Source organism: Shewanella sp. MSW (genome assembly GCF_007636515.1).
Lineage (GTDB): Bacteria > Pseudomonadota > Gammaproteobacteria > Enterobacterales > Shewanellaceae > Shewanella > Shewanella indica.
This window is the reverse complement of sequence record NZ_LVDR01000008.1, coordinates 189,087-209,455: the sequence shown is the minus strand read 5'-3', so window position 1 is coordinate 209,455 and position 20,369 is coordinate 189,087. Positions and strand designations below refer to the sequence as shown.

General features: G+C 53.1%; 17 protein-coding genes and 1 pseudogene. 5 read left to right on the top strand and 13 right to left on the bottom strand.

The window, feature by feature from the left end; all coding sequences use genetic code 11:
• Positions 1-131: 131 nt before the first annotated feature.
• The gene (locus tag AYI96_RS11035) at positions 132-953 is read left to right on the top strand and encodes a substrate-binding periplasmic protein (RefSeq protein WP_083399901.1); all 822 of its coding nucleotides are present in this window, start codon (positions 132-134) and stop codon (positions 951-953) included.
• A gap of 22 nt (positions 954-975) precedes the next feature.
• On the opposite strand, the gene AYI96_RS11030 is transcribed toward AYI96_RS11035, so the two are convergent.
• Positions 976-2,832 carry a tetratricopeptide repeat-containing diguanylate cyclase gene (locus AYI96_RS11030; protein WP_144361605.1) on the bottom strand — a complete coding sequence of 619 codons (1,857 nt, stop codon included), beginning with the start codon at positions 2,830-2,832 and terminating at the stop codon, positions 976-978.
• A gap of 264 nt (positions 2,833-3,096) precedes the next feature.
• Here AYI96_RS11030 and AYI96_RS11025 point away from each other — a divergent pair, with 264 nt between their 5' ends.
• Entirely contained in the window at positions 3,097-3,534 is a 438-nt protein-coding gene (locus AYI96_RS11025; RefSeq protein WP_100142603.1) for a DUF3069 domain-containing protein, read from the top strand.
• 57 nt (positions 3,535-3,591) lie between these two features.
• On the opposite strand, the gene AYI96_RS11020 is transcribed toward AYI96_RS11025, so the two are convergent.
• The 4 genes and pseudogenes from AYI96_RS11020 to AYI96_RS20505 form a co-directional block, all read right to left on the bottom strand.
• A complete protein-coding gene (locus AYI96_RS11020; RefSeq protein ID WP_039035563.1) occupies positions 3,592-5,280 on the bottom strand; it encodes an NAD-dependent malic enzyme in 1,689 nt (562 codons plus the stop codon).
• 225 nt (positions 5,281-5,505) lie between these two features.
• Complete coding sequence (locus tag AYI96_RS11015) at positions 5,506-5,970, bottom strand: DUF1456 family protein (RefSeq protein WP_039035562.1); 465 nt, start codon at positions 5,968-5,970, stop codon at positions 5,506-5,508.
• Between the two features lie 104 nt (positions 5,971-6,074).
• Positions 6,075-7,238: a serine hydrolase domain-containing protein gene (locus AYI96_RS11010; RefSeq protein ID WP_144361604.1), complete on the bottom strand. Its 1,164-nt coding sequence runs from the start codon at positions 7,236-7,238 to the stop codon at positions 6,075-6,077.
• Between the two features lie 537 nt (positions 7,239-7,775).
• A pseudogene (locus AYI96_RS20505) lies at positions 7,776-8,018 on the bottom strand (PH domain-containing protein); the annotation flags it as partial.
• 213 nt (positions 8,019-8,231) lie between these two features.
• On the opposite strand from AYI96_RS20505, the gene AYI96_RS11000 reads away from it, so the two are divergent.
• Positions 8,232-10,814 carry a TonB-dependent receptor gene (locus tag AYI96_RS11000; RefSeq protein ID WP_071477362.1) on the top strand — a complete coding sequence of 861 codons (2,583 nt, stop codon included), beginning with the start codon at positions 8,232-8,234 and terminating at the stop codon, positions 10,812-10,814.
• A 228-nt stretch (positions 10,815-11,042) separates the two neighbouring features.
• Positions 11,043-11,669 carry a glutathione S-transferase family protein gene (locus tag AYI96_RS10995; protein WP_028780886.1) on the top strand — a complete coding sequence of 209 codons (627 nt, stop codon included), beginning with the start codon at positions 11,043-11,045 and terminating at the stop codon, positions 11,667-11,669.
• 44 nt (positions 11,670-11,713) lie between these two features.
• Here the strand turns inward: AYI96_RS10995 and AYI96_RS10990 are convergent, their stop codons facing one another.
• From AYI96_RS10990 to AYI96_RS10975, 4 genes are all read right to left on the bottom strand, one after another.
• The gene (locus AYI96_RS10990) at positions 11,714-12,217 is read right to left on the bottom strand and encodes a DUF4447 family protein (protein WP_025888809.1); all 504 of its coding nucleotides are present in this window, start codon (positions 12,215-12,217) and stop codon (positions 11,714-11,716) included.
• Between the two features lie 59 nt (positions 12,218-12,276).
• Positions 12,277-12,681 (bottom strand): SMI1/KNR4 family protein, encoded by a 405-nt coding sequence (locus AYI96_RS10985; RefSeq protein ID WP_039035558.1) that lies wholly within the window; start codon positions 12,679-12,681, stop codon positions 12,277-12,279.
• A 68-nt stretch (positions 12,682-12,749) separates the two neighbouring features.
• Positions 12,750-13,532, bottom strand: a complete 783-nt coding sequence (locus AYI96_RS10980; RefSeq protein ID WP_144361602.1) for a RelA/SpoT domain-containing protein — start codon at positions 13,530-13,532, stop codon at positions 12,750-12,752.
• A 142-nt stretch (positions 13,533-13,674) separates the two neighbouring features.
• Positions 13,675-15,774, bottom strand: coding sequence for a M13 family metallopeptidase (locus AYI96_RS10975; RefSeq protein ID WP_039035556.1), 2,100 nt, complete (start codon positions 15,772-15,774; stop codon positions 13,675-13,677).
• 289 nt (positions 15,775-16,063) lie between these two features.
• Between AYI96_RS10975 and rsuA the strand changes: the two genes are divergently transcribed.
• Positions 16,064-16,756 (top strand): 16S rRNA pseudouridine(516) synthase RsuA, encoded by a 693-nt coding sequence (gene rsuA / locus AYI96_RS10970; protein WP_144361601.1) that lies wholly within the window; start codon positions 16,064-16,066, stop codon positions 16,754-16,756.
• Between the two features lie 47 nt (positions 16,757-16,803).
• Here rsuA and AYI96_RS10965 read toward each other — a convergent pair whose 3' ends face one another.
• The 4 genes from AYI96_RS10965 to AYI96_RS10950 form a co-directional block, all read right to left on the bottom strand.
• Positions 16,804-17,742 carry a DUF4097 family beta strand repeat-containing protein gene (locus tag AYI96_RS10965; RefSeq protein WP_144361600.1) on the bottom strand — a complete coding sequence of 313 codons (939 nt, stop codon included), beginning with the start codon at positions 17,740-17,742 and terminating at the stop codon, positions 16,804-16,806.
• Positions 17,739-18,263 carry a hypothetical protein gene (locus AYI96_RS10960; protein ID WP_039035554.1) on the bottom strand — a complete coding sequence of 175 codons (525 nt, stop codon included), beginning with the start codon at positions 18,261-18,263 and terminating at the stop codon, positions 17,739-17,741. The genes AYI96_RS10965 and AYI96_RS10960 overlap by 4 nt, the downstream gene beginning before the upstream one ends.
• Positions 18,260-18,817 (bottom strand): RNA polymerase sigma factor, encoded by a 558-nt coding sequence (locus AYI96_RS10955; protein ID WP_371873330.1) that lies wholly within the window; start codon positions 18,815-18,817, stop codon positions 18,260-18,262. Before AYI96_RS10955 ends, AYI96_RS10960 begins: the two co-directional genes overlap by 4 nt.
• Before the next feature lie 325 nt (positions 18,818-19,142).
• Entirely contained in the window at positions 19,143-20,246 is a 1,104-nt protein-coding gene (locus AYI96_RS10950) for a metal-dependent hydrolase (protein WP_082014351.1), read from the bottom strand.
• Positions 20,247-20,369: the final 123 nt, after the last annotated feature.

Below are 20,369 nucleotides of genomic sequence, written 5' to 3'. Positions count from 1 at the left end.
AGCTGACATGAACAGAGGCTGACCGGGGAAAAGACCTGATTATATCAGTAAAGCAGAATCGCTCACAGTTGCCGCAAACGGCGATTTTGGCTTTTGTCGGTGCTATGCTGAAACCGAGGGGGAATGAATATATGCCGACAATTAAGCCTCTGTTTTGGGCCTGCTTGATTGTGTGTGGCTGCATTTTTGCTGGTTTCGTCCAGGCCGGGAATGAGCCTCCCGAGTCCAGACTTGTGCCTCTGAGGCTTTTGACCGAAGCCTGGCCACCCATGAGTTATGAATACCAAGGACAAACTGATGGTTATGCCGTTGCCTTGGTAAAGGCGTTGAACCACAAAGTCACCGCCACCGATGATGAGCCAGTCATAGAGATCTTGCCTTGGGCCCGCGCCATAAATATGGCAACTCATCATGCCAATATCCTGTTATTTGCCACTTCTATTGATAAACAGCGACGGCAGCAATTTGATTTTGTTGGCCCGATTGCCGAAACCCGTATCCAGCTTTATGCTCGCATGGATGATGATTTCACTCCGGCAGATCTATCACAGGCGGCTGCGGCCGGTAATATAGCGATTTATCGTCACTCTCCGGCGCAAAGGTTGTTGAGGGATATTGCGGATGAGCGGTTGCTAATCTCGGGGTTTCCTCAGTATTCGGCCAGGCAGTTGCTGCATAAGCGGGTGCGTTATTGGTGTCAGGCAGAGATCGCGGTTCAGGGCGTCTTGCGGCAATTGGATCAACCGTTGACTGCTGTGAGACCTGTGCTGGAATTGGCACACTTGCGGTTATATCTGGCGTTCTCCAGTGGCACAGATCCTGCGCGAGTCGAAGCCTGGCACAAGGCGCTGCTGGCATTGCAGCGAAGTGGCGAATTTGATGCTCTGTATTTTGAATGGTTTGGAGCAAAGGCGTCACTGCCTGAGGCTGAAGTGTTATGGCATAGCCACTGAATTACTGATTGGTGGGGGAGGTTCAGGCGCTTTCTACCCTATTACGCCCTTTATTTTTGGCGCGGTATAGAGCGTTATCTGCCAGTTTCAGCAGCTCTGAAAATTGTAACTCGGTATTGAGAGTCGCCACCCCGGCACTGATGGTGACTCTGGACTCGCCTGCAAGCGCCTCTGGACTTGACTCTGCCAAGGTTTGACGTAAACGCTCAGCAATCTTCAGGCATTCTTCTCGACTGGTTTCCGGCAACAGCAGCAGAAACTCTTCACCACCGATCCGCCCCAGTAGATCTTGCTCACGAATAAGCGTTTGGCTCACGCTAGCCAGGTGTTGCAGTACCTTATCACCGCCATCATGACCAAACTGGTCGTTGATATCCTTGAAGTTATCGGCATCAAACAGAATAACAGACATAGGTACGCCTGAATGTTTGGCCTGATTGAATAACGCTTCTCCCCTCTGATAGGTATAGCGTCGGTTGGCCAACTGAGTGAGATGATCCGTATGGGCTATCTTCTGAAATTGACGTGACCTTCCGGTTTGTTTATAGGCCAGAATCGCCATAATGAAAATAATGATGCTGGCAAGGATCAGCACCGCCAGCTGCAACAGGCGGTTTTGCTGCAGTATCTGCACCTCCTGTTCTTTGAGACGCTCGCTTTCCAGCAGACGTTGGTTTTCTTTTGCCATGCGGTCGGCATTGAAGCGGGTACGCATCTCTGTGGTGCGGTATGACTGAAGCTTACTATCCAGTTCAGAATGCAGGGAGATATATGATTTGAGCACGTTTGTTGATTCTTGCCAAAGTCCCTGTGCGGCCAATACTTCACTTTTGAGCAGATAGAGTTCGGCCAATCCCCTGTCATTACTGATATCCCGAAAACTCTGTTCTGCCTTGGCCAAGGGGACCATAGCTTGTTCCGCCTGACCTTGGCGCAGCAGCACATCGGCGCTGTAGAGTTGCATAAAGCTGTAAAAGCCACCCTGTTGCTCGGTCACAAATGGTTTGGCGCGTTCCAATGCCTGTTTGGCATCCTCTATTCTGTCGAGTTTCAACAGCGAACCTGCCATATTGACCGAAACTCCTGCGGCTTCGACAGTCATTCCTTGTCGTTTGAGATAGTTGTAAGACTGCTGGAATTTGGTCACAGCCGCTTCGAAATCTCCCAATTCCTCGAGAGCTATGGCCATCTCGCCATTGACAATATAGGCTTGTTCTTCATGGCCTCCTTGGCGATAAGCCTGTTCCAATTGGCGGTAATAGTTGAGTGCACTCTGCGGATCGCCGAAACGACGAAAGCTGGTAGCGAGATCAACCAAGTTGTAGCGGCTCCAATAATCCAGTTTGAGTTGTTCATAGAGCTGTTGGGCGGTCAGAAGATCTTCCAATGCCAGTGCAAAATTGCCCTGAAAAGAATACATGGCACCACGCATACTGCGGGCATCCGCGATTAACCGGCGGTCTTCGAGTTGGTAGGCTTGTTGTAAGGCTTGGTCATAGTCGGCTTTGGCCTGCTCCATATTACCTTTGAGTTGAGAGTACCAACCATGGCACAGGCGAAAGTCGGTCAGGGCTTCCGGATAAGCTTGATTTTCAGCCATCTGTTCTTGGGTATTGGCGTAATCTATTGCTGCATCAACCTTGGCATTATTATTGATGTCATAGCTCCAACAGCGGGCGCGCCTGAGTCTTACTTGGCGATCAAGATCGTTATCTGCCAACAATTGGGCTATCCGCTCCAGAGTTTGCTCCACCTTGGCAACATTATTGACCTGCCCATTTTCAAGCAGTTTGAATAACTTATCTGCCTCGGGGTTATCCAATGCCTGAGCGAGCGGAACCATGCCGGACAAAAGTAGCAGAGCGAAGGCTGATTTCAAAAAGTATGACTTCACGCTTACCGATAGAGATATGTTTATATTATGTTACTAAGCATACGCACCAGGGCATTGGCTGACCAGCAATAAATCGTTAAATTTGCGCACCAAGTAGGGTTTCATCCAATGCCTGTTACCTGGTTTTGAGCCCGCTTGGCTCCGTTATTTCGCTGACTTTTTGGTATTTTCATGGTGCCAATTGGAGATGGATTGCTGTTTCATGCCGGTGCTATACTCGCCGCCAATCGCTTTTAGACGGAATACACAATGACTCAAGTTGATGCTCAATACCGGCAACAGGCACATAGTGCCGCCATCAATATCTGCTCTCAAGTTCTGCCCATGGATAAGTTGCCGACGGCGCTGAAAGAAGCCTATGACAATCTGTTTGAACAACTGCTGGAGGATAAGGAGTCTGAGTTCAAACAGGCTTGGGACAAGCTGCCGCCAAGTGCTGCCAAGTTGCTGCCCAGAGCCGATTTTCACGGCTTTTTTATCGCTTCGGCCTGGTTGCAACTGAGTTTGATGGCCCAGGATATCGCCCAGCTGGCGGATACCGATAAGGCTATTGCCGAGCAGGAATATAGCGGCATATATGATCGTATTTCACAGTCGGCGCTCAAGGAGAGTGTGCGCAAGTTGAAAAAAGCTCGTACCGACAGGCGCTTACTCAACAGTATTCGAGATGTGATAGCCAATGGCTAAATAAAAAAACCGGCATTATCTTCTTAATATGCCGGTTTTTTATGTGTGCGGACGCTCTTAGAAGGAAGTACGCTTGTAGCGGCGATACTCAGGCTGCCAGAAATTACTCTCGATAGCCTGTTGCAACATCTCATCGGAAGTCGGCAATGCGTGGCCTTGCTCGATGGCGACCTTGCCGACGGCAAAGGCGATGTGCTTGCTGACCTTCTGGATCTCTTCCAGCTTAGGCAGCAGGGAACCACTGCCGTTGAGCGCCAGCGGCGAGCATTCTGCCAAGGCGCGGCTGGAGGCCATCAGCATCTCATCGGAGACCCGCTTGGCACCACTGGCCAATACCCCAAGGCCTATGCCGGGGAAGATATAGCTGTTGTTGCACTGGGCGATTTCATAGGTCTGGTTGTCTATGACCACAGGCTCAAAGGGGCTGCCGGTGGCAACCAGCGCCTGGCCATTGGTCCAATGCAGAATATCTTTGGGCGTGGCTTCAACCCGGCTGGTGGGGTTGGACAGCGGGAACACTATCGGTCTTGGGCAGTGGCTGTGCATGGCGCGGATGATCTCCTCGCTGAACAGCCCAGGGGCGCCGGAAACCCCGATAAGCACTGTCGGCTTGCCGTTGTTGACCACATCCAGCAATGAGATGTTGTCACCGAAGTTGCTCCATTGCTGCAGCTCTTCGCGCTTTTGCGCCAGCTTCTGCTGGAATGGCAACAGGTTGGGCATATTGTCCTGCAACAATCCCCAGCGATCGACCATAAACACCTGGCGTCTGGCCTGCTCATCACTTATCCCTTCGGAAACCATCTGCGCAATAATCGCTTCGGCGATGCCGCAACCTGCGCTGCCGGCGCCGAGGAAGGCAACTCTTTGCTGGCTCAACTGAGTGCCGGCGGCCTTACAGGCGGCGAGCAGTGAGCCAACTGTGATGGCGGCGGTTCCCTGAATATCATCGTTGAAACAGCAGTATTTATCCTTGTAACGCTCCAGCAGCGGCATGGCGTTTTTCTGGGCGAAGTCTTCGAACTGGATCAAGGCCTCGGGCCAGCGGCGATGAACCGCCTGCATAAAGGCTTCAATAAATTCCAGATATTCTTCACCGCCTATGCGCTGGTGGCGCCAACCCATATACATGGGATCTTCCAGCAGATGCGGATTATCTGTTCCCACATCCAAGGTGATGGGCAGAGTGTAAGCCGGGCTGATGCCGCCGCAACTGGTATAGAGCGACAACTTTCCAATCGGGATCCCCATACCGCCGATCCCTTGATCGCCGAGTCCCAAAATACGCTCACCATCGGTAACTACTATCACCTTCACCTTGTGACGGGTGGAGTTGTTGAGTATGTCGTCGATGCGATCCTTGTTCGGATAGGAGATAAACAGGCCGCGGTTACGGCGGTAGTCTTTGGAGAAGCGTTCACAGGCCAACCCGACGGTTGGGGTGTAGATGATAGGCATCATCTCTGTGATGTGGTTCTGAACCAGACGATAGAAGAGGGTCTCGTTGGTGTCCTGGATATTGCGCAGATAGATATGCTTGTCCAGATCATTGCTGAAGTTCTTGAACTGATCGTAGGCACGTGAGGCCTGCTCTTCGATCGTTTCAATCACGTAGGGCACCAAGCCTTCGAGGTTGAAGAAAATACGCTCTTCCTCGGTAAATGCACTACCTTTGTTGATCAACGGCGCTTCGAGAATAGCCGGACCGGCAAAAGGCAGATATAAGGGGCGTTTATTATCGTCCATGGCTAACCTTTTATGTTCTTTGTTGGTGGATGACGGGCTGTGATCTAAATCCGCATAGATTACCACGAAATGTGATCTTTGTTGCCTGCGGGCGAGGGCTTGAGCAAAAATTTTGTTTAAAACGCGGCAAACCGGATTGGCCTGAGCCTAAGAGGGTAACGACACAAAACAAAGAACCAGGCGGATGCCTGGTTCCAAAGGAGAAATCAGTCGTTGCTTGTTGGCTTACTTACCGCGATATTTAAGTGACAAGCCTTTGATAAAGTTACGCATTAACTGATCACCACAATAGCGGTAATGCTTGTGCTCCGGGTTGCGGAACAGGGCGCTCAGCTCAGCCTTGCCGATACGGAAGTTGGCCAGTTCAAGAATGGCAATAATATCTTCTTCTTTCAGTTCCAAGGCGATTCTGAGTTTCTTGAAGATGATGTTGTTGTTCAGGCTGGATAGCGGCTGCGGAATGCCACTGCCGGGACGCAGGCCGCGTTTGTCGATGATCACGGCATCGAGAAATTGGCACAGGGTGCGATCGTCACAGGGACGGAACCCTTCTTCATCTTCTTTCTTGAGCAGGCCGGCCAGCTCAGCTTCACTCATTTCACGCTTCATTTTAGCGTAGAGACGCAATACCTTGGAGTCGTTGAAATTAAAGACAAAGCGCAAGCGGCGCAGAATATCGTTGTTGGTCATGAATGTCCCTGGGCCGGTTTGACTCCCGGCTTAGTTTTAACACTGTCTGGCGATTGACTTAGGTGCGTTAGGCGCGGAGGCTCCGCAGTATTGCGGCATTATACCTAAAAGCCGGGCAGATTTGCCGCTTTTTCCAGTGGACAGTTCGCGGCCGTTTCGCGCACCGCTTGTCGCAGCTTGTCGTGAAGGGCGAACACCCGGCCTATATCTTTGAGTGACCAAGAGGTGTTTTCCAGCACCACCAGATTGAAGCCCGAGTCCGGATAATAAATCGCCGTGCTGATATAACCCGCTATGTAACCACTGTGGCTGAACTCCAGGGGCAACTCAGGGCTCAGTTGTATTCCGGCGGCATAATTCAGCTCGCCCCAACGATGGGGGCGTTTGCCTCTTGGCGCCAGCAGTTGCAGATAGCCGCCAGGGCTCAGTAGTTGCCCCTGATGCAGGGCCTGCTGAAAGTCGGCAAAGGCAGAGGCGGAGCCAATAAGGGCGCCGCTGGCCAGCAGCTTATCTGTGAGAGTCAACTGCTCGGCCACGCTCTCAAAGCCGCTGTCTGTCTCGGTTCTTCCTATCGCCAGATGGGGTAACTGTTCCTGGATACTTTCAATACTGCCGGTGCGGGCCTTGAGCTCAAGCCCCTCGGCATCAAAGAAGCGTTGCAGCAATTGAGTACTGCTGCTGCCGTTACGCTTGAGGATCTCGGCCAGCAGCCAATAATTGTCATTGCTGTATTTAAAATCGCTGCCCGGGGTGAACAGCAAGGCTTGTCCTTGGATGCCTATGCCGGATGTGTGGCTCAGCAACATGGCGACTGTGATGGCCGGATCCAGTTCGGCCTTTTTGCCGAGCAGGGCGGCGGCGCTGTCATTGAGCTTGAAATCGCCTCTTTCTATCGCCCGCATCACCAAGACGGCAAACACTTGCTTTGACAGTGAACCCAGCACAAATTGGCTATCAGAGGTGATGGGTTTGCCCTGGCTTTCTCCGGCCGCATGGCTCAGCAGTGTCTTTTTACCTTGCCTTAACTCGATTACGCCGCTGAAGGGCAGGGGGTTTTGCTTGATTATCAGCTGCAGCTGTTGTGTCAGCTCTTGGCTGTGGCAGGCAGATGGCGCCGAACCCTTGCCTGGTGCCGGCTCTTGTTTGGGCCCTGGCGCCGCGCTCAGGCTTAAAGTGAATCCCAGCATGCAGGCCATGGTGATGCCTTTGACTGTCGATGAGAGGTTTGGCCCTAAAAAGCGCGGCTTTGCCAGCGGTGAGCAGTTCATGCAACTTCCTTATTTGATGTAGCAAGACCAATAGATAAACAGCAGCGCAAAGCCAAACAGGTAACCGAGTCCCAGCCAGCCCCAGAGTTGCATGCCCTTGCCGTAACGGATCTCAGTCGGCAGGGTTTTGGAACTCATCAGCCGTAGATTCAACCAGGCAAAAATGCAGGTGGTCATAAAGGCCTGGATCATCACCAATTCCAACAGTGATAGCAAGGCACCCTTGAAGAACAGGAACAGCAGCAAGGCCAGCAGCGACATAACCAGCAGGATCACCGCCAGGCGTTTACCGCTGGGGCGGCGCTCAAGCAGCAGGCGCCAACCGGCATCCAGGGTGCTGTTGTAATCATAGAGCACAGTGACAGTGGTGGAGAAAATACACAGCAGCGCCACCAAGGCGATAAGCATACGGCCCCACTCCCCGAGCACGCTGGCGTAGAGGGAGATCAACTGCCCGGCAAACTGGGCTCCCGAGTCGGCAAAGGAGGCTCCTGAGTCATGCATGGTACCGGCACCCAGGTTGAGAAACACCAGTGCCAGCACTGCGGCGCGAAATCCGTCAGCATCGACTATGCCAACCAGGCTTATCAGGGCGTCATTGCCGGATTGTCCGGCGGTTTCCTGCTTGAGTTTCTTCAGACCGAACAGGCGCATCAGTGGCCGCTGAATAAGCGCCATGTCGGTGATTTTATCCAAGGGCACAGTATTTTCGGTGCGGGTCAGCAGGCCGCGGCGCACCACTAGCTTACGCTCGGTTAGCTCGGCGCTTATGTTGGCGATATTATCGGCAAAGCGAGCCTGAAGCAGTGGCGCGGCGGCTGTGGACATGGCGACTTCCTATATCAGTAAAATCAAATTTACCTCGGGTAGAGGCATTGACTTTAGATATTAAAGAGTTAAGTTGAATCGGTAAATGTTAAGAAATATGACAACACGGAAGTTTGTAGTCGTGGTTGTTTTCCACAAAAACAGCTGAAGAAATTAGGGATAATTATGAACAGACCTCACCTTGTCCTGAGTGCCTGCGCCGTCGCACTTGCCTTGACCCCTACCGGAGAATCCTTCGCGGCCGAGGAGTCTGTGGAGCGTATCGAAGTCACAGGCTCGCGGATCAAACGTACCGATATGGAAGGCCCATCGCCCATTCAATCCATAGGCAAGGAAGATATTGCCAACATGGGCTACGACAACCTGCAGCAGTTGCTGGAAAGAATGCCGGCGGCCGGGGCCGGCACTTTCTCCACCCGCGGCAACAGCCAGGACTCTACCGCCAACGGTGCCGCCGCCATCAGCCTGCGTGGCATGGGGCCGGATGCAACCTTAGTGCTGATCAATGGTCGCCGGGTTTCCATCAGCGCCTTTGCCGAAGGGGTCAGCAATTCTTTTGTCGATATCAACAGCATTCCCGTATCGGCCATTGAGCGGATAGATATACTCAAGGACGGCGCCTCGGCCATCTATGGCTCGGATGCCATCGCCGGGGTGGTCAACATAGTGCTGAGGAAAAACATCGAAGGCATTGAAGTCAATCTCGGCTATGGCGCCACAGATGGCCCCAATTACAACGAAAAGACCGCCAGTCTGGTGTGGGGCACCATGAGTGACAAGGGCAGCGCGTCTGTGATCCTGGATTACTTCAGCAACTCGACCCTGAGCGCCGATGAGATGGGGCAGTTTGGTACCGCCAATCAGTCGCCCTGGGGCGGGGAGGATTTCCGTTCCTCGCGGGGCTTTCCCGGGTATTTCTATGTCAATGGCGTCAAGACCATAGATCCGGCTTGTCCGGCCGATTCCGCCACATCGAGCGGCAGCTGCCTGTTCGATTATGGCCCCTATAACTTGGTGATCCCCGAGGCCGAGCGCATAGGCGCCATAGGTCAGTTTGAGTATCACCTGAGTGACTCCCTGACCGCCTTTTTGGAGTTGGCGGCTCAGCACAATACTTCCAAGGCCGGTGGCGCCGCCACACCGCTGGATGAAACCGCCGGTTTGACGGTTCCCGGTTCACATCCCAACAATCCTTTTGGTCAGGATATTGACATAGGTCGCTTCCGCACAGTGGATGCCGGTCCCCGCCGCTGGGATATCGAGTCCGACAGCTTGAGATTAGTGGCCGGTCTGCGCGGCAGCTTCAAGGAGTGGGACTGGGAAGTCTCGGCCCAAAAGGGGCGCAGTGAGTCGACCCAGACAGGGGATCGCAGCCAGGGCTGGGTGCGGGTGGACTATCTGCAGGAGCAAATCAATCTCGGCAACTACAACCCCTTTGGCGGCACCATCAACTCACCCGAGGTGATAGATGCCATTACCACCAGTCTGGTGCGTCAGGGCAAGTCACATATTACCGCCTATGATGCCAGCATTTCGGGGCATGCCTTTACCCTGGCAGACAGGGATATCATGCTGGCCGCCGGGATGGAATATCGTGAAGAGGATGTCAGCGATGTGCCCGATGAGCAGTTCCAGCGCGGGCTTATCTTCGGGACTGAAGCGGTTTCCGCCGCGGCCGAGCGCGATCAGTATGCCGCCTACCTGGAGTTTTCCATTCCGGTGACCGACAGCTTTGAGCTGCAACTGGCGGGGCGCTACGATCATTACAGCGATTTTGGCTCCACCACCAATCCTAAGGTGGCATTCCACTGGGGCATGACGGAAGACTTGAGTATGCGCGCCTCCTGGGCCCAGGGATTCCGGGCACCATCGTTGGCTCAGATAGGCCTGGGCCCTTCGGAAAAGAGTAACTTCTTTAAAGATACCTATGCCTGCGCCGCTCAGGGTATCTCCGAGGCCGACTGTGAGGTACTGGATTACAACACGGTATTTGCCGGTAACCCGGATCTGGACGCCGAGGAGTCGGAAACCTGGAACATCGGCATGATCTGGGCGCCGAGCCAGAAGTTCGATATCGGCTTCGATATCTGGAACATCACCCAGGACAACAAGATAGACGAGCAGCCTCTGGGCGATATCTATGCCGCCAACTGTAATGATCAAAACAGCGCTATCTGTGTGCGCCTGCCCCCCGCCGGTGGCGAGCCGCTCGGGGTGCTTGATGTGATTCACTCAAGCTTTGTTAACTTAAGCTCCCAGGAGGCCCAGGGCCTGGATATCTCGGCTCACTACGGCCTGGAGCTGGACAGCTATGGCGATCTCAAGTTTGGCCTTGAGTGGAGCTATCTGGACAAGTTTGAAAAGGACGGCCTGGATTATACCGGCGAGTATGAGTATCCCCAGTACCGCTGGCTGGCCAGCACTAACTGGACCATGGGCGACTTTGCCGCCAACCTCAATGTCAGCTACATAGGTGAATTTGAGGATACGCCGGATATCAACTTCGACGGCGCCCTCGACTTTACCGAGAACAAGTCACGTATGGTGGATGCCCAGTTCCTGGTGGACTTGCAGGCTTCCTACCGTTTCAACGAGATGTTCAAGTGGACGCTCGGGGTCAACAACCTGTTGGATGAAGAGCCGCCGTTTGCCATAGGCGATGGCGATGGCGATCTCTATGGCTATGTGATGTCTGTGCATAACCCCAGAGGCCGTTTCATCTACACCAAGGTTAGTCTTAACTTCTGAGCAGGCCCCCGGCCCTTGATGGCAAACTGACAAGGGCCGGATGCTGGAGAGTTAAGATAAGAAGTGAGACATAAGAGCCGAGAAATAAGGACTGAGTGACAAGCTTGAGGCAGTGGGAGTATCTTGTTGCTGTTGACCTTATCATCATGGCGCCTGCGGGCGCCTTTTCTGCCACCATACCTGCGTTAGCCATTGCTTATGGCGACAGGGCAATTTAAGGAAAGTAATATGATTCGACTCTATGGCACGCCGCGAAGCCGGGCGCTGCGGGTTTCCTGGTTGTTGGAAGAGCTGGAACTGCCCTGGGAGTTTCACTTTGTTGATATGGCCAAGCAGCAGAACCGCACTCCTGAGTTCCTGGCGCTTAATCCCTGCGGTAAAATCCCCGTGCTCGAGGATGACGGTCTGGTATTGACCGAATCGGCGGCCATTATGCTCTATCTGGCCGAGCGTTACGGTGAGGGGCGTCTGTTGCCCAAGCCAGGCACGGCAGCCTCCGGGCATCATCATCAATGGTTGAGCTTTGTGATAACCGAGTTGGAGCAGCCGTTATGGACCATGGGCAAGCACAGGTTTGCCTTGCCGGAGGAGCAGCGGGTGGCGGCGATTCAAGCCACTGCCGTATGGGAGTTCAACAAGGCCGCGGCCATTGCCGAGCAGTGGCTGCCTGATAGCCCATTCTTGCTCGGTGATGAATTGACTGTGGCCGATATACTGCTGGCCCATACTCTGAACTGGGCCACCATTTTTGAGCAGCAGATCCCGCCCAAACTGGCGGCTTACCGAGACAGGCTTAACCTGCGTCCGGCAATGAAAAAGGCGCTGGACAAAGCCAGCGCCAATTTAACTGATTAATCAAACTCTGGTTTAAAGCCGCAGTATTTCGGGGCCGTGATATTTCAGAGCTGTGCGGCCGCCCACTTGGCGCGGCTTTCGCGGCTCTCCCCCAGCCCGCCTTGCTGCTCTCTGAAGGCCTTGTAGGATTCCACATCCAGTGGCACCAGGCTGATATCCACTTCCAGCACCAGTTTGCACTCTTTCTTGATCCGCCAGGCGGCGGTATTGTACAACTCAGTGAGTGGCAGCGAGCTTAAAAACTCAGGGTTGTACTGGGTGTAAATCGCCTGGGTAGGATAAACCACAAAGGCCAAACGGCGCTTGGGTTCTTTCTTGAACATGGCCTCGATACCATCACAGGTGTTCAGCACCTGCATCTCGATAATATCGTCGATTTCCAGCAGTTTTTTCTGAGCCAGTTCGCTTACCTGCGCCTCGCCCGTTTCCCAGGAGAGCAACTCGGCTTCATCGACTTTCAGTAACTCGGCGGCCTGGGCGGTACCCAAGCCAAGAGATTGGCGCAGGCACTGAAATTCGATGGCGTTGAGCGGATATTGTTTGGACATAATGCTTCCTGTTTTTTCTATGTGTCTGATGGGGGGCGCCCAGGGCATGCCGGCCTGTGTCAGCTTTGCAGCCAGACGTCTTCGACCCATTGCCAGAATGACTCCCAGCAATCTTCTTCATCCAGGCCGTCTTGATTCCAGAAGTAGACCACACCTTCCTGATCTATGCAGTAAAAGTCATCACCGGTTTGGCAGATGGCAATCAGATCTCTGGGCATTCCCAGCGACCAGGCATAGGAGGTCACTTCCGGCAGATAGGTGTGGGACTGGGGATCGGCAGCGGTCACCGGCTCCAGGCTGCCATAGATAACATCGCTGGCATGCAGCAGATATTCTTTCAGCTCCGCAGGCAAAGGGATGAGTATTTGCTCTTCGATATCCACCAGATCGTCAAAGCCGGGCAGATCCAGCGGTACAGGAACCTGCTCTGACAGTTCCTGCAGTTGCTCTATGATTTCATGCATGATTTTACGCTTTGGCCGAGGGTCAATGCGCTGGAGTATAGCGGCTTGTTGGCCGTTGACAAGCTTTGTCAGGCGACTATGGTATTTTCTATGCCAAGAGTCTGGGTTTGTTGGCGTTTATAACCTAACCAGGCCTTGTGGTACAGCTTGTGTGATTCCTGGCGCAGCTTCTGGATCCGGGCCAGTTCCAGCTCGCTCAGCGGCCTTTGCTCGCGGGCAGCCTTATGTTCCATCGCCTGCACCTCTTCATAGACTTGGTGCTCGGCGCCGTTTTTGATGGCGGCAATCTCCCTTAAGTGCAACTGAACTTCGGCAATCAGGCCACTTTTCGGCAGTTGCAGCAGCAGGTTGATATCCCGATAGCCAGAGGCCTTTGGCTGGGCAAACCTGTCTTTGACCTGTAGCACATTGGCCTGTTGATTCAGGGTGTCAAAGGCCAGCTGCAGGTCATCAAGGTTGTCGGCTATCAGGGTGGCTCGCACCAGATCTGTCAGGGCGGCGGGGTCGTTATTCAGCTTGTGCGCCACCTTGGCTTCGGCCCGTTGACGCTCTTTCACTTTGGCAAGGAGCAGCTCAGTCTCGCTCTGATTGGCTATCTGTGACAGGAGACTGTGCAATTCATTTTGTGCCATCGGTGCCTGCTGGTAGAGGGCATTGAGGCTGGAGACGGGCTGCCTTGGGGCGCTGAAGCTTTGTTTCTTGAGGGCATTGAATGGATGGGCCGAGTTTTGGCGCTGGCTGTAGCCGCTGTCGTCTCTTGGTTCAGCTTCATACTCTGAAGGCTGAGCGTAGGCGGTGCGCGCCGAAAGCAATAACAGGAAAACCAGGAAAGTGCGGAATAATCGGGTCATGGGGCCTCGCATCCAGAATGACTTCTAAGTGGCTTTGACTCCAATGTAGCACTTGGCTCTGAACCCTTGCTGAACCTCAAATGAAACTTTATTCATCTAAAAACAAAGGCGCCTTGAGGCGCCTTTGTTGGCAAGCGTAAAATTACCAGATTTTTACGCGCTGGGCCGGCTCAATATACATGCCGTCACCTGGCTTCACGTCAAATGTGCTGTAGAACTGCGGCATATTGGACAGTGAACCTATGGCGCGGAACTTAGCCGGTGAATGAGGATCTGTGGCCACTCGGTTGCGCATGGCTTCCTCTTTGATCTTGGCACGCCAGATTTGGGCGAATCCGAGGAAGAAGCGTTCATCACCGCTCAGACCGTCGATTACCGGAGCCTCTTTGCCCGCCAAGGATTTTTTGTAGGCCTTGTAGGCTATGGTGACGCCAGAGAGATCGCCGATATTTTCACCCAGGGTCAGACTGCCGTTAACGTGTAGGTCGTCAAACACATAGTAGCCGTCGTACTGGGCGATAAGCGCCTTGCCGCGAGCGGCAAATTCTTTCAGATCCTGCTCGGTCCACCAGTCGCGCATATTGCCTTCGCCGTCGAACTTGGCACCCTGATCGTCAAAGCCGTGCCCCATCTCATGGCCGATAACCGCACCTATACCACCATAGTTGACGGCATCGTCGGCAGCCATATTAAAGAAAGGTGGCTGCAAGATGGCGGCCGGGAACACGATTTCGTTCATGGTCGGGTTGTAGTAGGCGTTGACGGTTTGTGGCGTCATGTGCCATTCGCCCTTGTCTATGGGGCTGCCCAACTTGGCCAGTTGTTTCTGATGTTCCACTTCACCGGCGCGGATCTCGTTACCGACCAGGTCGTCAGCCTTGATAGTCAGCTTGCTGTAGTCTTCCCACTTGTCGGGATAGCCGATTTTCGGGTTGAACTTGGCCAGTTTTTCCTTGGCGGCAACTTTGGTGTCTGCGCCCATCCACTCAAGTTCATCTATGCTGTCGGCGTAGGCACCGCGCAGGTTTTCCACCAGATGCTCCATCCGCTCCTTGGCTTCAGGGGCGAAGTGGCGCTTGACGTATACTTTACCCACGACTTCACCCAGCAGGCTGTTGACCTTGGCAACACCGCGCTTCCAACGAGGTTCCTGTTCTTGCTGGCCGTTGAGTGTCTTGGCGAAGAACTCGAAGTTTTCTTTATCCAGCGGCTCGCTCAGATCTGAGGCGAAGTGGGTCAACAGCTGCCAGCGCATATATGTTTTCCAGGTCGCCAGATCTGTGTCTTTAACTATCTGGTTCAGGCCTTCGATAAAGCTGGGCTGATTGATGATGATATCGGCTTGCTTGTCGGCGCCAAGCGCAGTCAGGTAGGCGTTCCAGTCGATGTCCGGCGCCAGTGTTGACAGTTCTTTGACCTCAAACTTGTTGTAGGTCTTGGTGCTGTCACGGCTTTCAACCACATCCCAATGCTTGGCGGCAATAGCGGTTTCCAGCTTCATGATGGCTTCGGCGCTTTGTTGTGGCTCGGCAAAACCGGCCAGGGTGAACATCTTGGCGATATGCTCAACAAAGGCCTTGCGGATGTTGACGAAACGCTCACCTTCGTTGAAGTAATAGTCTTTCTCCGGCAGGCTCAGGCCGTATTGCCAGATATGGGTGGCATAGCGGCTGGAGTCCTTGGCATCGACATCGATATAGAAGGCCATGGGCGTGCCGCCACCGAGAATTTGGCTCTTGCCGAAGTAGGCCGCCAGTGCTTGCTTGTCTTTGATGGCATCTATGATTGCCAGCTCGCTCTCCAGTGGCTTGATCCCTAGCTGGTTGAGCGTATCGCTGTCCATAAAGGAGCGGTAAAGGTCGGCCACTTTTTGCTCGTCGCTGCCGGGCTTGAGATCTTTGCTCTGCGCCACTTCTTCAATAATGGCTTTGACATCGTCACGGGATTTTTCCCTGAGGTCATAGAATGCGCCTGTGCTGGTGCGATCTGCCGGGATCTCTGTGTTCTTGATCCAGCCGCCGTTGACATAGGTATAGAAGTCATCCTGAGGACGAACAGACTTATCAAAGTTGGCAAATTCAATCCCCGAGCCCAGGGCTTGGCTGACGGCGGCGGCAGTTGCGGTTTTGGCGACTTCCGGCTGTTTGGCTGCTTCAGCCTGGGTTTCAGCCGTTTTGTCATTACAGGCAGATAGGCCTGCGATGAGTGAGGCACACAATCCCCCAATGAGTACTTTTCTCATGCTGTTTCCTTTTCTTTGTTCTTTGCTGTCCCGCTAGGGGACATTTTTATCAGATTGGCTGCACACCCGTTTGTTCGGGAAAAACCGCAGTGATGCCTATGTTAAGGCCTGTGTGGGAATGTAAACAAGTCCCGCTGCGACGACAGTGAGCTTCGGCGACGCGGGAGTTGTAAGCAAAGGTTACAGGCGCTTATTTGAGTGAGCGTTTGACAGTCTTTGCCCTTTAGCTTGTCAGGCTCCATAATGGCGCGCAATTGACACGGCATAACTCAAGAGGTTGGATAGCCAAGTGCGTTTAGATAAATTTATCTGTGAGTCTACAGAGCTGACCCGTTCCATGGCCAAGAAGGCGCTGCACCGCGGTGAAATCAGTGTCGATGGTGAAATCGTCAAGGACTCCAGCTTCAAGGTGCGTGACGGCATGAAAGTGTGCTTCGACGGTGAGCCTATCAGCTTGATAGGCAACAGATATCTGATGTTGCATAAGCCGGTCGATACCATTTGCTCAACCGTGGATGAGGTCTATCCTTCGGTCATCAGTCTACTGGAGATAGAAAAGCCCGAGAGCCTGCACATTGCCGGGCGCCTGGATGCTGATACCACAGGTCTGGTGTTGATTACCGATGATGGCCAGTGGTCGCATAAGCTAACCTCTCCCAAGAAGGAATGCGGCAAACGCTACCGGGTGTGGCTGGCCAGCCCTGTTACTGAAGACTTGATCCCACAATTTGCCGCTGGCCTGGCGCTGCACCGGGAAGAGGGGCTGACCCGGCCGGCGCAGCTGCAGTTAATTAGCCCGACTGAAGTCTTGTTAACCATTACCGAAGGTAAATATCATCAGGTGAAACGTATGTTTGCCGCTGTGGGCAACAAAGTGGGAGCCCTGCATCGTGAGTCAATCGGCGCCATAGAACTGGATAGCGAACTGGAACCCGGTGAGTGGCGTTATCTGACCGAAGCGGAGATAGCCTCGGTAGGCTGAAGAAAAGGCACCAAGGCCAGCCGGAGGCCTTGGTGCGATACAGCTGATTATTGCTGCAGTTTAATCCGGCCACTGATGGTGTTGATACTGACATCGGCTTGGCCGGAACCGCTTTGGAATTGCAGCGATTCAGCCTTGGTGTACTTGGCTTTTTTCGGTGAGTCCTGGGTCAGTTGGTTGTCAATCTTGCCACCTGGGCCACCGCTGATATCAAAGGCGGCATTCGGCAGTTTGGCAAACTTGAGTTCAATATCGCCACTGACGCTATCGACATTGGCATTGCCGGCCAGGCTTTGCATGGCAATACTCAAGTCGCCACTGACGGTTCTGGCCTTGAGTGACTCGGGAGCCTTGAGGGTCAATTGACTCTTGCCCGAGACCTGATCCAGCTCCACTTCTATGGCATCACTCTCGGCGTTTAGTTCGCCGCTCACCAGGCGATAACTCACCTTGCCCAGACTCTGTTTATCCTCAATGTCGCCGGAAACGGTTTCCAGATACAGTTCACCCTGGTTGCTCTGGGTGTGGATACTGCCGGAAACCGTGGTCAGTTGCAGATTGCCTTTGAGATCCTGGCCCTTGATATCGCCACTGACATTGGCTGAGTTGATCTCACCCTCCAATCCTTGAAGGTCATAATCGGCGGAAACGCCTTTGAGCTTCATATTGACGGTGGCGGGCAGAAAGATCTCCAGCTTTGAGCCGTCTTTGTCCCGGCTGTTATAGCTCTTGGGCAGCTTGTCTTCGATAACAAAGCTGCCGCCCTGCTGACCAAACACCAGGCCTTCACTGAGCTCATCCAGCTTGCCCTTGATGGCGACTTCAGCCTTGTCCCAACTGCGGATCTTCACTTCTCCCCGTTGGATCTTGATATTCAATTTAGCTCCGGACTCCAGCGCCGCGCTTTGATCGACCTTCTCGGCCGCCTGCAATACCGGGCTCAGCAGCAGGGCTGAAGAGAGTAGGGTTAGTGATATCTTGTTCATATGCTGATTCCTTGTTGGTCGAGTTGAGTGGGCAGTTGTTCACCCCGGGTGAGCAGCTCTATCTCCCTTTGCTGTACCCAAAGCCAGAGTTGCCAAAGTTGTTGATCGGTCGGGTCTTGTTTTAGTGCCTGGAATATCTGCGTGGCGGCTTCCCTGAGTTCATCTATGCCGCGACTGAGCGGCGTGGTCATGCTGACCTTTTGCCATTGGCCGAAATTGACACTGGCTTCCAGTTGTTTCACCTGTTGTTGGTGTTGATACTGCAACTGCTCCAGCATGGCCAGCATCTGTGGGTCGACGCGGCTTTGGGGTTGTTGCTGCAAGCCCTGATAGCCGAGCAGAGACACCAATAGCAGGCTGCAGGCGATAGCCAGATTGCGCCAGCCGTTGCTGGCGTTTGCGGCCTTGGGTGGCTGAGATGGTTCCAGCCTGGCGGCGATTTCAGGCCAGAGGTCGCGCTCGGGTGTTTTTTCCCGTGGCAGTTGTTCTAGCAGTTGTTCCAATGTTGGCTGCTTGTTCATGACAACATCTCCTGAAGCAAGTTTCTTGCCCTGTGGTACTGCGCCTTGCTGGTACCGGTACTTGTGCCCATCATGGCGGCTATCTCTTCATGGCTATAGCCCTCAATGGCAAACAGCACAAACACGACTCTGGCCCGCTCGGGTAACTTGAGGATCTTGCGCTCCAACACAGAGGTTTCCTCCGTGTGGGTTGTGGTTGACTCTTCTGTGTCTGCCTCTGTGGTTACAGGCAGAAATCTGGCCCAGAAGCTGCGCTGCTTTTTCAAACTACTCAATGCCTGATTGACGCTCAGGCTGTGCAGCCAGGTACTGAATTTGCTTTCACCGCGGAATTGGTCCAGCTTCTCCCAGGCACGGATAAAGCAGTCCTGGGTCATCTCTTCTGCCAGTGGCACCTGGCCGGCCAGGTGCAAACACAATGCATAGACTCTGCCATGGTGCAGACGGTAGAGCTCGGCGAAGGCAAGTTTGTCCCCCAAACGGGCACGCTGCACCAGCGGGAAGTCCACTTCTTGCTGGTATCTGGTTTCTGTCAGCTGCGGGCTGGCATTCACTGGGCTGTCCTTAATGGTTTGGGCGAGTCATGGTAATTGGATAGTTTGACCCGCTTAAAAGGTTTAAAAAAGAATTAAAAAAACCAAGAATTTATCTGGTGGTGGAAAAGTAATTGTTAGGGAAGGTGCGAATAAGCCCTATCGGCGTTCTCTTTTGTAGAGAGCCGGTTGCTGTGAAAGCCCCGAAGAGAGTCGTTTACAGGGCCTGCCTGCTGTGTTGTGCTTCTTGCTAAGGATTTACGAACCACGCCTTGCATCCAGGTCTGTAAGCCGACGCAGAGAATACATGGGGCTTGTTCGCGCCTTCCTTAGAGCCACCTGTGATTTAGCTGTTTGTGATGGTCTGTGATGGTATTTGTGGTGATACCGCATTGCTACACACGAGCGTATTCGTATTGGAGAGATTTTGCTGTTGCCATTGCGTCAGTGGCAACGGGGGATCTTGTTGGAAGATTCGACCAAAAATCATCTGCGTTTCTGCTGATGAGGCCATACGGCTAGGCCAAGTCTCGGGTACACTTGCCACGAGAGAGCCAGAGTCTGTACACTCAGCGACTGAAAAGCGGAAGGTGTACAAAGTAGGGATCCCCATGCGCAAATCGCTGACTACTAAGTTGTTATCAATGATATCATAACGTAACCAGTCGCCCGTAAACCATTTAAGACGTTGGTGTAACTCGTTCCCGTCAAGTACTTGGGCGAGATCCAAGTTGAGTGGTTGCGTTATCCACTCTGGGTTGCCTTTGTCGAACCAACTGGTGATCACCTCATGATAATTACCATCAGGACTTTTTCCTATAACACGCCAAACTAAGGTGTTATAGGGGGTAGGTACGGCTCGCAACTCCGAAACTTCAATACCTTGGGTTTGAAAAAAGTTGGCAACACGGTTTTCAGCTGCATTTTTCCCTAACAAGCCAAATAACAGGTAGCCCGTCGAGAAGACTATAGAGATCACTAAGAGCCGCCGGATCTTGGACGAAAAACCTTTGTTTATAAAGCAAATAACGGCCGCCAATAGGGGAAGAGTATAAATGGGGTCAATAATAAAAATAGCTGACCAGCTTTCTGGCTTGATCCCAAGTGGCCAGAAAAGTTGCGTACCATAGATAGTAAACGAATCAAGTAGCGAATGAGTGATGAGAACTAGTGACAGTGTCACAAAAAGTCTGGTGTGACTGTACGAGATCCCTCGTTTACCGATCAACCAAGTCAGCAGTGCCGCGAGAAGGAGCAAAACAAAAATGGAGTGCGAAAAGCCACGGTGGTATGTCATGTTTGATACAGGATCGGCATAACGGATAAATACGTCTAAATCTGGCAGTGTCGCTAAAGCCGCCCCGTAAATTAAAGAGCGTCGCCCTTGCTGGTGCCCTAGCATTGCTCCTTGAATCGCACCACCTAAGAGTGCTTGAGATAATGAATCCATATTGCCCCCCTTTTTTTACTATCACGCTCGCGCCTTGTTGAGTGATGAGCAGCACCAGAACTCACAGATTGTGTCAATATCAGCAATCATATCGGTTCAATCAGAACGGCGAGTAGGCCTGAA